The sequence below is a fragment of the Zobellia russellii genome (assembly GCF_044597075.1).
GTDB classification, from domain to species: Bacteria; Bacteroidota; Bacteroidia; order Flavobacteriales; family Flavobacteriaceae; genus Zobellia; species Zobellia russellii.
Window position 1 is genome coordinate 3,933,617 of sequence record NZ_CP139000.1, and the last position, 13,150, is coordinate 3,946,766.

Below are 13,150 nucleotides of genomic sequence, written 5' to 3' on the forward strand. Positions count from 1 at the left end.
ATTTGGGCACCCCTTAAAAAGGGTGATCTTGTCTGGTCTGTTTTTGTAAAAAGGTAGAAAGTGACAGGTTTAAAATAGAGAGGTGGCCGAGTGGTCGAAGGCGCACGCCTGGAAAGTGTGTATACACCAAAAGTGTATCGAGGGTTCGAATCCCTTCCTCTCTGCAGAACAAAAAGATTTTTCAGTTTAAATTAGTTTGAACTGGAAATATTTGTAAGTTTAATTTTTATATGCAAAATGGAGGTCTATGCTTGATTTGTTCGGGCACGGACACGGGTGTGAAAACCTGTTTCAATGTCTTGCTCAGTATTTGGCAACCACTTCCCCGATGCAACGAAGTTTTACTTTTTTTATTGTGATTTTTTTTTATCTTTAACCCTATTAAATAACTAATTTAAGTTTGAACAAATGAAAAAATTATCCTCTATCCTAGCCGTGGGCGGGTTGTTTGTAATGAGTACAAATACTGTTAATGCAATGGCTAATACAGCAATGATGCTGCAAGATGCCCCGGCTGAAGCTGAAAAAGGTTTCACCCAAGTGTTGAAAGAAATGTTTATACAAGGTGGTGCCGGCTTTATGGGTATTGTTCTTTTGTGTTTGATTCTTGGTCTTGCGGTAGCGATCGAAAGAATCATCTATTTGAACATGGCAACTACAAATACTGCCAAACTAAGACAACAAGTAGAAGATGCATTGGCATCGGGTGGTGTTGAAGCTGCTAAAGAAGTTTGTAGAAACACTAAAGGACCTGTTGCTTCCATTTACTACCAAGGTTTGGATAGAGCTGGAGAAAGTGTGGAGTCTGCTGAGAAGGCTGTTGTGGCTTATGGTGGTGTTCAAATGGGTCAATTGGAGAAAAACGTTTCTTGGTTGTCTTTATTTATCGCTATTGCTCCAATGCTTGGTTTCATGGGTACGGTAATTGGTATGATTCAGGCCTTCCAGAAAATTAGTGCTGTTGGTAACTTAAGTGCATCTCTTATTGCAGGTGATATCCAAGTAGCATTATTAACAACGGTATTTGGTCTTATTACTGCTATTATCCTTCAAATTTTCTATAACTATATCATTGCAAAAATTGATAGTATCGTTAATGATATGGAAGATTCATCTATCGTTTTGATAGATATGTTGGTGGATCACAAAAAATAAGTCGCACACGTAATACCTTAAATTATGCACAAAATTGTAAAGATTATATTGGTTGTTGTGGGCTTGATAGGCGCTGCCTTGTGGTTCATGCTTCCAGAGTCTGAAATGCCGGCTGCCGAGGCTGTCGACAACGGAGCTCTTAATGCAATGTTCGCTATTACATGGTTGCTATTAGGCATAGCGGTAGTGTTCAGTCTTGTATTTGCTCTTAAAAACCTATTTTCTAATCCAGCTAATTTGAAGAAAACACTATTTGTAGTTGTTGGATTCCTTTTAGTTGTTGGGATTGGCTTTGTAATGGCTAGCGGAACAGATGTTAGCATTGAAAAAATGGCCGAAAGAGGTATAGTTACCGATGAATCTGAAATAAAGCAAATCGGAGCGGGCATAAATGTATTTTTCATATTAACTCTTGTAGCTATAGGATCTATGCTTTGGGGTGGTGTGAGAAAAATGATTAAATAAATAAAGAACTAAATTATGTCTAGAAGAGGAGGACCAGCAGAGGTAAACGCCGGATCAATGGCAGACATAGCATTCTTGCTACTAATATTTTTCTTGGTTACCACAACCATTGAAACGGATGCAGGTTTGGATCGTATGTTGCCACCTATTGAGCCGCCTACGGAAGAGCCACCGGTAATTAAGGAAAAGAACATCTTTACCGTTAACATAAACCGTAATGGTCAATTGTTAGTAGAAGATGAGCTTACCGATATTAAAAAGTTAAGAGAAAAGGCTGTTGCTTTCTTGGACAACGGCGGTGCACCATCAGGTTCTCCTGAATATTGTAGTTACTGCCAAGGAAAGAGGCTCGCTGAGTCATCTGATAACCCGGCAAAAGCTATTATTTCTTTAAAGAACGATCGTGAGACAAAGTATAGCACTTATATAACGGTTCAAAACGAATTGGTAGGGGCTTACAACGATTTAAGAAACCGTGAGGCTCAACGTCTTTATAAGAGAGATTTTACTGATATGGAAGCTGAATATTTGAATCCAGAAACTGATTCCGGTAGAAAAGAGGATCTAAAGGAGAAGGTTAAAAGGATACAAGATTTATTTCCACAGAAGTTGTCTGAGGCAGAGACCGGATCATCCAATTAATTTAAGAGTATAAAAGAATAATATATGTCAAAGTTTAAAAAGAAAAAGGACGGAGGTTTACCAGCGGTAAATACTGCTGCGTTACCTGATATTGTATTTATGCTTTTATTCTTTTTTATGACCGTAACGGTTATGAAAGATAACACATTGAAAGTAGAGAATACTTTGCCTAACGCTAGTGAGACCAAGAAATTGGAAAAGAAGGACCGGGTAATATATATTTACGTAGGTGAGCCAACGTCTCAGTATGTAGCTCAATTTGGAAAGGAAGCTAGAATTCAATTGAACGACAAGTTTTCTTCTCCTTCTGACGTAGGTGATTATATTCTACAAGAAAGAGCAAAGAAGCCACAGGAACTTCAAAATGTTTTGACAACGGCTTTAAAAGTAGATAAGAATGCTAACATGGGTTTAATATCTGATATTAAACAACAGTTAAGAGAGGTAAATGCATTGAAAGTTAACTATACAACTTACGATGGAGATGCTTTTAATAACTTGCAGTAGCATTTCTTAAACTTATATGACAAGCGCCTCAGAATTTTTTCTGAGGCGCTTTTTATTTGCTTAATTTTGAGGTATGATTCGTTATGTTGTTATTCTGTTTTTTATGTGCTGCTTTGGCATGTATGGTCAAGTGGTAGGAGATTCAACAGTCGTTGATTCTAGATATTTTGAAGATCAATTTTACATTGGTATAACCTATAACTTTCTTTTAAATCAGCCAGAAGGTGTAAGTCAGCGAAACCTGTCTTATGGTTTACAGGCGGGTTTTATAAAGGATATCCCTTTAAATCATAGCCGTACTACCGCATTAGGGCTTGGGTTTGGTTATGGGGTATATTCGTATTATTCCAATCTTAAAGCAGAGGAAACAGCTTCAGGAATTTTGTATAGCATACTTGAGAGTGATAATGACTTTAAGCGTAATAAAATTGAAACTCATATGTTGGAGGTGCCTTTTGAGGTGCGTTGGAGAAACTCTACAGCCTCTGAGTATAAGTTTTGGAGGTTGTATGCTGGGATGAAATTTGGCTATGTTTTTTGGGGAAGGTCCAAGTTAGTGCCTGTGGATACTGGTAAAATATCTTTTTATAATGAAGATATTCGTGACTTTCAATATGGACTTACCTTAAACTTTGGGTATAATACCTTCAACTTGCATGCCTATTATTCCTTAACTGGTGTTTTTAACGATAATGTGGTAGTGGGAAACGAGAGCTTAAATACCAAGCCACTTAGAATTGGGCTTATTTTCTACATCTTATAGACCAAAGTTTAAAGCCAGAAGCGTATAATCATTAGTTGAGAAAGAAAGCCGACTAAAAATCCTAGTATTATCTCTGCTCTTGTGTGTGCCTTGAGATATAGTCTGGAAGTAGCCACCAGTCCCGTTAGCAATGTAAATATGCTCAGCCCTAAGGTTATGTTTACTTCAAAGTGAATGCTTAGTGCCGTTAGAAACATAACCAAGCTCCCCATACCCATGAGGTGCATACTTATTTTTAATTTAAAAAATAACGTAATTAGGCTGGTTAGAGACGCGATTATGAGTCCAACAAAGTAAAAGTGTAATTCAGCAATATTGGTGTTGGGAATAACCTTGTAAACCACGAATAGCAGTAAGGTAGTGTGAATGTATATCGGATATCTACGCTCCCTGGCAGAAGACATAAAAATACTCGTTACCAAACCTAAGTTCTTTAGTATAAAATAGACGATTATAGGAATGATTACCGTTAAGATAAATATGGGTAAGACATTCGCACTTTGAATGGCTATAGGGCTATATTTTGGCGTAATTAGAAAGTAGGCTAAAGTTCCTGCTACCGGAATAAACAATGGGTGAAAAACGTAGGATATAGCCTTTAAGAAAACCTTCATTAAATTTGTTTGCGCAATCGTGCTACGGGAATGTCTAGCTGCTCTCTATATTTGGCAACCGTTCTACGAGCTATAGGGTAGCCTTTCTCTTTTAAAATTGCCGCTAGTTTATCGTCTGTAAGGGGTTTTTTCTTGGATTCTTTGCCAATAACCGTTTCAAGAATTTTCTTGATTTCCTTGGTAGAAACATCCTCACCTTGGTCGTTTTTCATTGACTCCGAGAAAAACTCTTTAATCAATTTGGTGCCGTAAGGGGTGTCAACATACTTGCTGTTGGCAACTCGGGATACGGTAGATACATCCATTTCTATTTCATCTGCAATATCCTTTAGTATCATAGGGCGAAGGTTGCGCTCGTCTCCGGTAAGAAAGTACTCGGATTGGTAGTGCATGATAGAGTTCATGGTAATGAAAAGCGTCTGTTGCCGTTGTCTAATGGCGTCTATGAACCATTTGGCAGCGTCTAATTTTTGCTTTATGAATAGGACCGTATCTTTTTGCGATTTTGATTTTTTCTTGGCGTCTTTATAGCCTTTAAGCATGTTGTTGTATTCCCTAGAAACATGTAGCTCCGGTGCATTTCTGCCGTTTAGGGTAAGTTCTAGTTCCCCATCAACAATGCGAATGGAGAAATCGGGGACGACATGCTCTATCATCCTGTTGTTTCCGGAATAAGAGCCCCCAGGTTTTGGGTTTAGTTTCTCAATTTCGGAAATAGCATTTCTAAGCTGTTCTTCAGAAATATTGTACTTCTGAATAAGCTTCTTGTAATGCTTTTTGGTGAACTGCTCAAAAGACTTCTCAAGAATAGTGATGGCCAGTTCTACACTGGGAGTAGTTTCTTTTCGTTTTAGTTGAATGATGAGGCATTCTTCAAGCGAACGGGCCGCAACGCCCGGAGGGTCTAGTTTTTGAACCAACTTTAAAACCCTTTCAATTGTTTCTTCGTCAGTATAGATATTCTGGGTGAACGCTAGGTCGTCCGTAATATCGGCTATCGGTCTGCGGATGTAGCCACTTTCATCTACACTCCCAACTAAAAATTCGGCAATACTCCATTCTTCATCATTTAAGTAAACCGTGTTAAGTTGATTTAGTAAATATTGATTGAATGAAGTGCCCGCCGCGTAGGGAACATTTTTTTCCTCGTCGTCCGAGCTATAGTTGTTGGCTTTGGTTCGGTAGTCCGGTATTTCATCATCACTTAAGTAATCATCAATATTGATGTCTTCCGCGGAAATGATTTCACTATCCGAATCTTCATTTTCGTAAGTGTCCGCAAACTCATCGTCCATTGCGTCTAAATCTTCCTTGCCGCTTTCCAATGCAGGGTTTTCCTCTAGCTCTTGCTTTAGCCGTTGTTCAAAAGCCTGAGTAGGCAACTGAATCAACTTCATTAGCTGTATCTGCTGAGGAGATAGCTTCTGCGATAATTTAAATTGTAAGTGTTGTTTTAGCATTTAGGACTAATATAGCTTGCCTTCTAAGATAACTATTTCTAACTAAAATTCTGCATTTTGGGGAGTTCGTGGAAAAGGAATTACATCACGAATATTACCCATGCCCGTAGCAAAAAGTACCAAACGCTCAAATCCAAGACCAAAACCACTATGAACGGCACTACCAAACTTTCTAAGGTCTAGATACCACCATAGTTCTTCCTCATCTATCCCTAGAGCGGCCATTTTTTCTTTTAGGACGTCTAGGCGCTCTTCACGTTGAGAACCACCTACAATTTCGCCAATTCCGGGAAAAAGTATATCCATGGCACGTACGGTCTTGCCATCTTCGTTTAAGCGCATGTAGAACGCTTTTATTTTGGCAGGATAATCAAATAAGATAACCGGGCACTTAAAGTGTTTCTCTACCAAGAAACGTTCATGTTCACTTTGTAGATCGGCACCCCATTCGTTTATAGGATATTGAAATTTTTTCTTCTTGTTGGGTTTGCTGTTTCTTAGAATATCTATGGCTTCGGTATAGCTTACGCGTTTGAAGCTGTTCTCCGAAACAAATTTCAATTTTTCAATCAGTGGCATTTCGCTTCGTTCTGCCTGTGGTTTGGTTTTCTCTTCGTCTAAAAGACGTTTTTCCAAAAATTCAAGGTCGTCTTGGCAGTTTTCCAAAACGTATTTAATAACGTTTTTTATAAAATCTTCGGCAAGATCCATGTTGTCGTTAAGGTCAAAGAAAGCCATTTCCGGCTCTATCATCCAAAATTCTGCCAAATGTCTAGATGTGTTACTGTTCTCTGCGCGAAAAGTGGGTCCAAAAGTATATACCTTGCCCAATGCCATGGCATACGTTTCCGCTTCAAGCTGTCCGGAAACCGTTAAATTGGTTTCCTTTCCAAAGAAATCCTCTTTATAATTGATTTCGCCATCTTCGGTCAATGGTGGTTTCTTGCTATCTAGAGTTGTTACTTTAAACATTTCTCCCGCACCTTCGGCATCGGAACCTGTTATGATTGGCGCATGAAAATAGTTGAATCCGTTTTGCTGAAAATACTGATGAATGGCAAAAGACAATGCGGAACGAACCCTCATTATGGCAGCAAACGTATTGGTACGTATGCGCAAATGTGCTTTTTCCCTCAAAAACTCTAATGAGTGCTTTTTAGGTTGAATAGGATAGGTTTCGGGGTCTGCGGCACCAAGAACGGCTAGGTCGCTTACCTGAATTTCAACTTTCTGGCCTTTTCCTTGACTTTCCACCAAAGTACCCGTAATCTTTACAGCTGCTCCGGTGTTAATTTGTTTTAAGACGCTCTCGTCAAACGATTCAAAATCTACAACACATTGCAGGTTGTTAATAGTAGACCCATCGTTCAGGGCTATAAAGCGATTGCTTCGGAATGCTTTTACCCATCCGTTTATAGTTACTTCTTGTAGTAAGAGGTTTTCTGAAAGTAGTTCTTTTACGCTATACGAGTTCATCTAAGTCACTTGAAAATTGAAGCGCAAAGATAAGTTTTTGAGAAAAGAATCAATACTTCTAACGGTTTAAATCAACCTCAATTTTTAGTTACATCGTCTTCGCCTTGCGGAAGAATGTCTATTTGGGGCTTTTTCAAGATTTTTTTACTCGCAATATTCCTTTCCAGAGACAATAATAGGGAAGGAAGGAGGATAAGGTTAGCTAACATAGCGAACATTAACGTGGCAGAAACTAATGCGCCCAAAGCTACGGTTCCACCAAAGTTTGAAATGATAAAAACCGAAAACCCAAAGAAAAGTACGATGGATGTATAGAACATACTTACTCCAGTTTCACGTAAGGCCGCGTATACTGATTTTTTAATCTGCCATCTATTGGCTATCAACTCTTGCCTGTATTTGGCCAAGAAGTGAATGGTGTCATCCACGGAAATACCAAAAGCAATGCTAAATACCAGTATGGTAGAAGGTTTGATAGGTACACCTACAAAACCCATAATACCGGCGGTCACGACCAACGGCAGTAGGTTGGGAATGAGTGAAATAACAATCATCCGGAACGACCTAAAAAGATAGGCCATAAATAAGGCAATCAAGAAAATCGCGAATGCCAGGGATAGAATTAGGTTTTTCACGAGATATTTTGTGCCTTTTAAGAATAGCAATGCGCTTCCCGTCATATAAACGTTATAGCGGTCTGCAGGGAAAAATTTGTTGATATTCTCGTTTAGTCTTTCTTCAATTTGCTCCATGCGGTCCGTTTTTACGTCTTGCATAAAGGTGGTGATACGAGCGGTTTGCCCTGTGCTGTCCACAAAGTTTTTTAATAAGTTCCCATTTCCGTCGGAATTTTGGGCAACTTTCATTATAAAGTTGTTCTCCTGTGAAGTAGGTAACTGATAATATTTTGGAATGCCATTGTAAAAGGCCTGTTTTGAATATTTGACCAAATTTACTACTGAGATGGGCTTTGAAAGTTCCGGAATTTCAGTAATTACCTCACTTAATTGGTCTATGCGCTTTAGGTTGGCTGGTTTTAAAACTCCTTTTGGCCTTTTAGTATCCACTACGATTTCAACGGGCATGATACCGTCAAACTCCTTTTCAAAAAAACGAATATCCTTAAAAAATTGAGCGTTTTTAGGCATGTCCTCTATGGGGCTTCCCGAAATTTCAATTTGATAAATTCCAATTATACTGGTAATAAGAAGAATCAAAGAAACGATGTAAACCGCAATTCTACGTTCCCTAACAATGCGTTCCATCCAATTTACAAAAGCATCTATCCAGCGCTTGTTAAGGTGTTTTAAGTGCCTTGTTTTTGGCAGAGATAAAAAGCTGTAAATAATGGGGATGATTAGAAGCGATAATATAAAAATACCAATGATGTTGATGGATGCTACAATACCAAATTCCTTTAGCAACTTACTGTCCGTTATAATGAACGTTGCAAAACCGGACGCAGTGGTCATATTGGTCATTAGAGTGGCGTTACCGATCTTGGATATAACGCGCTGCAATGATAAGGCTTGGTTACCGTGTTTTTTGACTTCTTGCTGATATTTGTTGATTAAGAAAATACAGTTAGGTATACCTATAACGATAATCAGTGGTGGGATTAAAGCGGTAAGTACGGTTATCTCATACTGTAAAAGGCCTAAAATACCAAAGGCCCACATTACCCCAATTATAACCACGCACATAGAAATGAAAGTTGCCCGGAAACTTCTAAAGAAGAAAAAGAAGATTAGTGAGGTAACACCTAGGGCGGCCAGGATAAATTTCCCAATTTCATCTATGATGTTTTGGGAGTTCATGGTCCTAATATAGGGCATACCTGAAACACGAACATCCAGTCCGGTCTCAGATTCAAAGTTTTCTATCAGGTGGTTAAGGTCTTCAAGGATAAAATCTTTTCGGACACTCGTATTTACAATATCCCCATCTAAGTTTGCTATGGTTCTGACAGTACCGCTCTCTTTGTTAAAGAGTAAATTGTCATAGAAAGGTAGGTCGTTAAACAGGTGGTTTTTTATACTATCTATTTCTTTTTTGGTCTTAACCTTGGAGCTAATGAGCGGCTCAAGAACAAACTTTTGATTTTCGTTGTCCTTTTTTAGTTCTTGAAGGTTATCTAAGGAGAGTACAAAATCTATCTCGGGAAATGCAGCAAGCTGTTTGCTGAATTTGTTCCATCTGTTTATGTTGGTAGGGGTAAAGAGGGTAGAATCGTGAATGGCAAAAACTATGGCGTTGCCTTCTTCACCAAACTGTTTAAGGAAATCACGATACTCCAAGTTAACAGGGTGGTCATCCGGAAGAAGGTTGGCCTGAGTGTTGCTGAAGCGCATATTCTTCCATTGCATACCCAAGAAAACCGTAAATGCAACGATTAAAATAAGTATCAAAATACGATTTCGGAGAATTATACTTGCTGTCTTCTCCCAAAAACCTTGTTTAAGTTTGGCTGCCATCGTTCGATTTTTCCGAGCGCAAAGGTATAGAATGATTAGGTCTGTTCCTAAAATGTAATATTTAATTAACGTATGGGGCTAAATTAAAAAAGCAGCCACTAAGGCTGCTTTTTTAATTCTATTGGAAATTGGGAGGTTAAACCTTCATAATTTCCGCTTCTTTTACAACTAAAAAGGCATCTACCTTTTTTATGTACTTGTCTGTAAGTGTTTGAACATCAACTTCTGCGTTTTTCTGTAAGTCTTCAGAAACATCGCTCAAATCACGAATTTCCTTATTGGCATCTTGGCGAGCGCTACGGATACCTACTTTAGCATCTTCCGCTTCGGCTTTGGCCTGTTTTGTTAATTGAATTCTTCGTTCCTCGGTTAATGGCGGTACATTAATGATTACAAAGTCGCCATTGTTCATAGGGTTGAAGCCTAGGTTGGAGTTCATAATGGCTTTTTCAATTTCCTGTAGCATATTCTTTTCCCAAGGTTGCACAGAAATAGTACGTCCATCGGGAGTATTTATGTTGGCTACTTGAGAAAGTGGTGTCTGAGAACCATAGTATTCTACCATTACGGAAGAAAGCATAGCCGGACTTGCCTTTCCAGCTCGTATCTTCATAAATTCTTTTTCCAAATGCCTCATGGCAGCATCCATACTTTCCTTGGCGGAGTCTAGTATAAACTGTATATCTTCATTCATAATTCAAATATAATATAAGCGGCAAATAAAACTAAATTAAGGCTAAAGATTTACAACAGTACCAATATTTTCGCCTTCTACTAATTTAATTAGATTGCCCTTTTTGTTCATGTCAAAAACTACAATAGGCAGTTCGTTCTCTTGGCTTAACGTAAACGCAGTGGTGTCCATTACTTTAAGGCCTTTTAAAAGTACGTCTGCAAAAGAGATGGTGTCAAACTTGGTTGCATTTTTGTCTTTTTCAGGGTCGGATGTATAGATACCGTCTACACGGGTGCCTTTTAAAATTACATCAGCCTCAATTTCTATAGCACGCAAAACGGCAGCGGAGTCAGTTGTGAAATAAGGGTTTCCCGTTCCGCCTCCAAAAATTACTACGCGGCCCTTTTCTAAGTGTCGCATGGCACGTCTTCTGATAAAAGGCTCGGCCACTTCGTTAATTTGAATGGCAGATTGTAGTCGTGTTTGTACGCCCTGCATTTCTAAGGCGCTTTGCAGTGCAAGCCCGTTTATAACCGTAGCTAGCATGCCCATATGGTCGCCTTGTACCCGATCCATCCCGGTTGCGGCTCCCGTAAGTCCTCTAAAAATGTTTCCTCCACCAATTACTATGGCAATTTCTACACCTTTCTGTGCTACTTCTTTAATTTCTTCTGCATATTCGGCTAGACGTTTAGAGTCTATTCCGTATTGCTTTTCACCCATTAGGGCTTCACCGCTAAGTTTTAAGAGAATTCTTTTGTATTGCATGGCTAGTATTTCGTTGTGGCAAAAATAATCAAAAAATCTTAGGGTTGGTTTTTGAAGCGGTAGATAAAGTGAAGCTTAATTATTTCCTAATAATGGTGCAGGATTCTAGTAAATTTTATATTCTTGTAATCCTCTAAAAATAGGGGTATTACTTACATATAAGTGTTAAAATATATACGATGAGAAAATTAAGTTTACTGGCCGTAACTATACTATTGGCCGGTTGTGGGGCAACAAAGAATGTACTTACTGCGGATAAGACTCCGGTTTTGGCGGTTTTGGATTTAAAGAACGTGGTTGATGATAAAGTTGCTGTTACGGTAGATGCTGGTGCTTTCACCACAGATGAAGTGTCTTTTTTTATACCAAAAACCGTTCCTGGTACCTATAGTACGGATAATTATGGGCAATATATTGAAGGCTTCAAGGCTTTGGATTACGATGGAAAGGAGTTGGCTTTCTCTAAAAAGGATGATAACACATGGACGATTTCCAACGGAAGAAACTTGGATAAAGTTACGTATTATGTAAATGATACCTATGATACGGAAGGGGAGGTAAAGGATAAGGTTTTTTCTCCTTCCGGAACAAATATTATAGCGGGTAAAACCTTTATGCTCAACCTACACGGTTTTGTTGGTTATTTTGGTGGACTTAAGGAGGTACCTTATGAATTGTCTGTTTCAAGGCCAGAAGCACTGCAGGCTACAACGTCTTTAACTCCCAAGAAACTGGAGTCTCCAGTTGCAAATGTTGATGTTTTTACGGCGGATAGGTATTTTGATGTAATTGACAACCCTATTCTTTATGCCAAACCAAATACGGAGACTTTTGAGATAAATGGTATAACGGTTACATTAAGTGTTTACTCTCCAAGCGGAATTTATTCTGCATTGAGCCTAAGAGATCGTATGGAGAAAATGATGGGAGCCCAGAAGACATTTTTGGGAGAGATCAATGGAACCAAAATTTATAACATCCTATTGTATTTGTCAACTATGGAAGCTGATGATGCTTCCGGTTTTGGGGCATTGGAGCACCATACCTCTACGGTGGTTGTTTTGCCTGAAGCAATGACAAAGGATAGATTGGAGCAGGCAATGGTTGATGTGGTTTCTCACGAGTTTTTTCACATCGTTACACCGTTAAATGTGCACTCCGAAGAGGTGCAATATTTTGACTTCAACGACCCTAAAATGTCTCAGCATTTATGGATGTATGAGGGAACCACGGAATACTTCGCCAATCTTTTTCAGATTCAACAAGGGCTTATTGATGAGGCGGATTTCTATGAGCGTATGATGGGTAAGATAAATAATGCAAAAGCTTATGATGATGATATGTCTTTTACCGAAATGAGTAAGAACATTCTGGTAGAGCCCTATGATAAGAACTATGCGAATGTTTATGAAAAGGGTACTTTGATTAACATGGCGTTGGATATTCAGTTGAGGGAGCTTAATAATGGAGAGAAAGGTGTGTTATGGTTGATGAAGGAGTTAACTAAGAAGTATGGTAACAACACGCCGTTTAAAGATGATGAGCTTATAGATGAAATTGTAGCTATGACCTATCCTGAAATCCGTGATTTTTTTGATACCCATGTTATTGGTAATACCCCGATTAATTACAACGATTACTTGAAAAAAGTTGGGCTAAAAACTGCTTTGGTTGAGCAGGAGACCGGATATTTTTTAGATGGGGATAATCCTTTTATTGATGTTGAGCAAGGCGATGAAAATGTAGTTTTTATACGAAAAGGAATACAGTTAAATAGCTTCTTTAATGACTTACAGGCTCAGGGAGGCGATGTTATAAAGAGTATTAACGGTACGCCAATTACTTTAGCGTCCATAAGGTCTATTATAGGACAGAGTTTTGCGTGGTCTCCGGATACTGAGATTAAAATGACGGTTAAACGAGGAGAAGAAGAACTTGAGTTAGAAGGTAAGGTTGGTAATCCAACTTTAAGTATTGAAACTATAACTCCAATTGCAGATGCTAGTGCAGATGCCGTTAAGCTAAGGGAGATTTGGATGAAAGGGAAATAAGGTGGTTTTTCAATAAGTATAAACAAAGAGCGCTACTTTCTCAGTAGCGCTCTTTTTGTTTTAAAACGGACTTTGTAATTGATGGGAAGTTGTCTGTAA

The 13,150-nt window shown here is 38.7% G+C and carries 12 protein-coding genes and 1 tRNA gene; 7 read left to right on the forward strand and 6 right to left on the reverse strand.

The window, feature by feature from the left end; genetic code table 11:
* The first annotated feature begins 76 nt into the window (after window positions 1-76).
* The 6 genes from SJY45_RS16105 (at window position 77) to SJY45_RS16130 (ending at window position 3,532) form a co-directional block, all read left to right on the forward strand.
* Window positions 77-164: transfer RNA gene (locus SJY45_RS16105), tRNA-Ser, on the forward strand.
* A gap of 244 nt (window positions 165-408) precedes the next feature.
* On the forward strand, window positions 409-1,155 hold the full coding sequence (locus SJY45_RS16110) for a MotA/TolQ/ExbB proton channel family protein (RefSeq protein WP_215438550.1): 747 nt from the start codon (window positions 409-411) through the stop codon (window positions 1,153-1,155).
* A gap of 24 nt (window positions 1,156-1,179) precedes the next feature.
* Window positions 1,180-1,620, forward strand: a complete 441-nt coding sequence (locus tag SJY45_RS16115; protein ID WP_215438549.1) for a hypothetical protein — start codon at window positions 1,180-1,182, stop codon at window positions 1,618-1,620.
* Between the two features lie 15 nt (window positions 1,621-1,635).
* Window positions 1,636-2,262 (forward strand): biopolymer transporter ExbD, encoded by a 627-nt coding sequence (locus tag SJY45_RS16120; RefSeq protein ID WP_215438548.1) that lies wholly within the window; start codon window positions 1,636-1,638, stop codon window positions 2,260-2,262.
* Between the two features lie 24 nt (window positions 2,263-2,286).
* On the forward strand, window positions 2,287-2,769 hold the full coding sequence (locus SJY45_RS16125) for a biopolymer transporter ExbD (RefSeq protein WP_215438547.1): 483 nt from the start codon (window positions 2,287-2,289) through the stop codon (window positions 2,767-2,769).
* Between the two features lie 73 nt (window positions 2,770-2,842).
* Complete coding sequence (locus SJY45_RS16130; RefSeq protein ID WP_400072070.1) at window positions 2,843-3,532, forward strand: porin family protein; 690 nt, start codon at window positions 2,843-2,845, stop codon at window positions 3,530-3,532.
* Window positions 3,533-3,540: 8 nt separating this feature from the next.
* Here the strand turns inward: SJY45_RS16130 and SJY45_RS16135 are convergent, their stop codons facing one another.
* From SJY45_RS16135 to pyrH, 6 genes are all read right to left on the reverse strand, one after another.
* Window positions 3,541-4,146: a hypothetical protein gene (locus SJY45_RS16135; protein WP_400072072.1), complete on the reverse strand. Its 606-nt coding sequence runs from the start codon at window positions 4,144-4,146 to the stop codon at window positions 3,541-3,543.
* A complete protein-coding gene (rpoN, locus tag SJY45_RS16140) occupies window positions 4,146-5,606 on the reverse strand; it encodes an RNA polymerase factor sigma-54 (RefSeq protein WP_400072074.1) in 1,461 nt (486 codons plus the stop codon). Before rpoN ends, SJY45_RS16135 begins: the two co-directional genes overlap by 1 nt.
* A 42-nt stretch (window positions 5,607-5,648) precedes the next feature.
* A complete protein-coding gene (gene asnS / locus SJY45_RS16145; protein ID WP_215438543.1) occupies window positions 5,649-7,082 on the reverse strand; it encodes an asparagine--tRNA ligase in 1,434 nt (477 codons plus the stop codon).
* A gap of 77 nt (window positions 7,083-7,159) precedes the next feature.
* Entirely contained in the window at window positions 7,160-9,556 is a 2,397-nt protein-coding gene (locus tag SJY45_RS16150) for an RND family transporter (protein ID WP_215912988.1), read from the reverse strand.
* A 136-nt stretch (window positions 9,557-9,692) separates the two neighbouring features.
* Window positions 9,693-10,250 (reverse strand): ribosome recycling factor, encoded by a 558-nt coding sequence (frr, locus tag SJY45_RS16155; RefSeq protein WP_215912987.1) that lies wholly within the window; start codon window positions 10,248-10,250, stop codon window positions 9,693-9,695.
* 42 nt (window positions 10,251-10,292) lie between these two features.
* A complete protein-coding gene (gene pyrH / locus SJY45_RS16160; protein WP_215438540.1) occupies window positions 10,293-11,000 on the reverse strand; it encodes a UMP kinase in 708 nt (235 codons plus the stop codon).
* Between the two features lie 179 nt (window positions 11,001-11,179).
* On the opposite strand from pyrH, the gene SJY45_RS16165 reads away from it, so the two are divergent.
* Window positions 11,180-13,051, forward strand: a complete 1,872-nt coding sequence (locus SJY45_RS16165; protein WP_400072077.1) for a peptidase M61 — start codon at window positions 11,180-11,182, stop codon at window positions 13,049-13,051.
* The last annotated feature ends 99 nt before the right edge of the window (window positions 13,052-13,150 follow it).

Coding starts and splice junctions, on each gene's coding strand:
- SJY45_RS16125 (WP_215438547.1), top strand. CDS start 2,287: ATGTCAAAGTTTAAAAAGAAAAAGGACGGAGGTTTACCAGCGGTAAAT.
- rpoN (WP_400072074.1), bottom strand. CDS start 5,606: ATGCTAAAACAACACTTACAATTTAAATTATCGCAGAAGCTATCTCCT.
- SJY45_RS16130 (WP_400072070.1), top strand. CDS start 2,843: ATGATTCGTTATGTTGTTATTCTGTTTTTTATGTGCTGCTTTGGCATG.
- SJY45_RS16165 (WP_400072077.1), top strand. CDS start 11,180: ATGAGAAAATTAAGTTTACTGGCCGTAACTATACTATTGGCCGGTTGT.
- frr (WP_215912987.1), bottom strand. CDS start 10,250: ATGAATGAAGATATACAGTTTATACTAGACTCCGCCAAGGAAAGTATG.
- SJY45_RS16120 (WP_215438548.1), top strand. CDS start 1,636: ATGTCTAGAAGAGGAGGACCAGCAGAGGTAAACGCCGGATCAATGGCA.
- SJY45_RS16115 (WP_215438549.1), top strand. CDS start 1,180: ATGCACAAAATTGTAAAGATTATATTGGTTGTTGTGGGCTTGATAGGC.
- SJY45_RS16150 (WP_215912988.1), bottom strand. CDS start 9,556: ATGGCAGCCAAACTTAAACAAGGTTTTTGGGAGAAGACAGCAAGTATA.
- pyrH (WP_215438540.1), bottom strand. CDS start 11,000: ATGCAATACAAAAGAATTCTCTTAAAACTTAGCGGTGAAGCCCTAATG.
- SJY45_RS16110 (WP_215438550.1), top strand. CDS start 409: ATGAAAAAATTATCCTCTATCCTAGCCGTGGGCGGGTTGTTTGTAATG.
- SJY45_RS16135 (WP_400072072.1), bottom strand. CDS start 4,146: ATGAAGGTTTTCTTAAAGGCTATATCCTACGTTTTTCACCCATTGTTT.
- asnS (WP_215438543.1), bottom strand. CDS start 7,082: ATGAACTCGTATAGCGTAAAAGAACTACTTTCAGAAAACCTCTTACTA.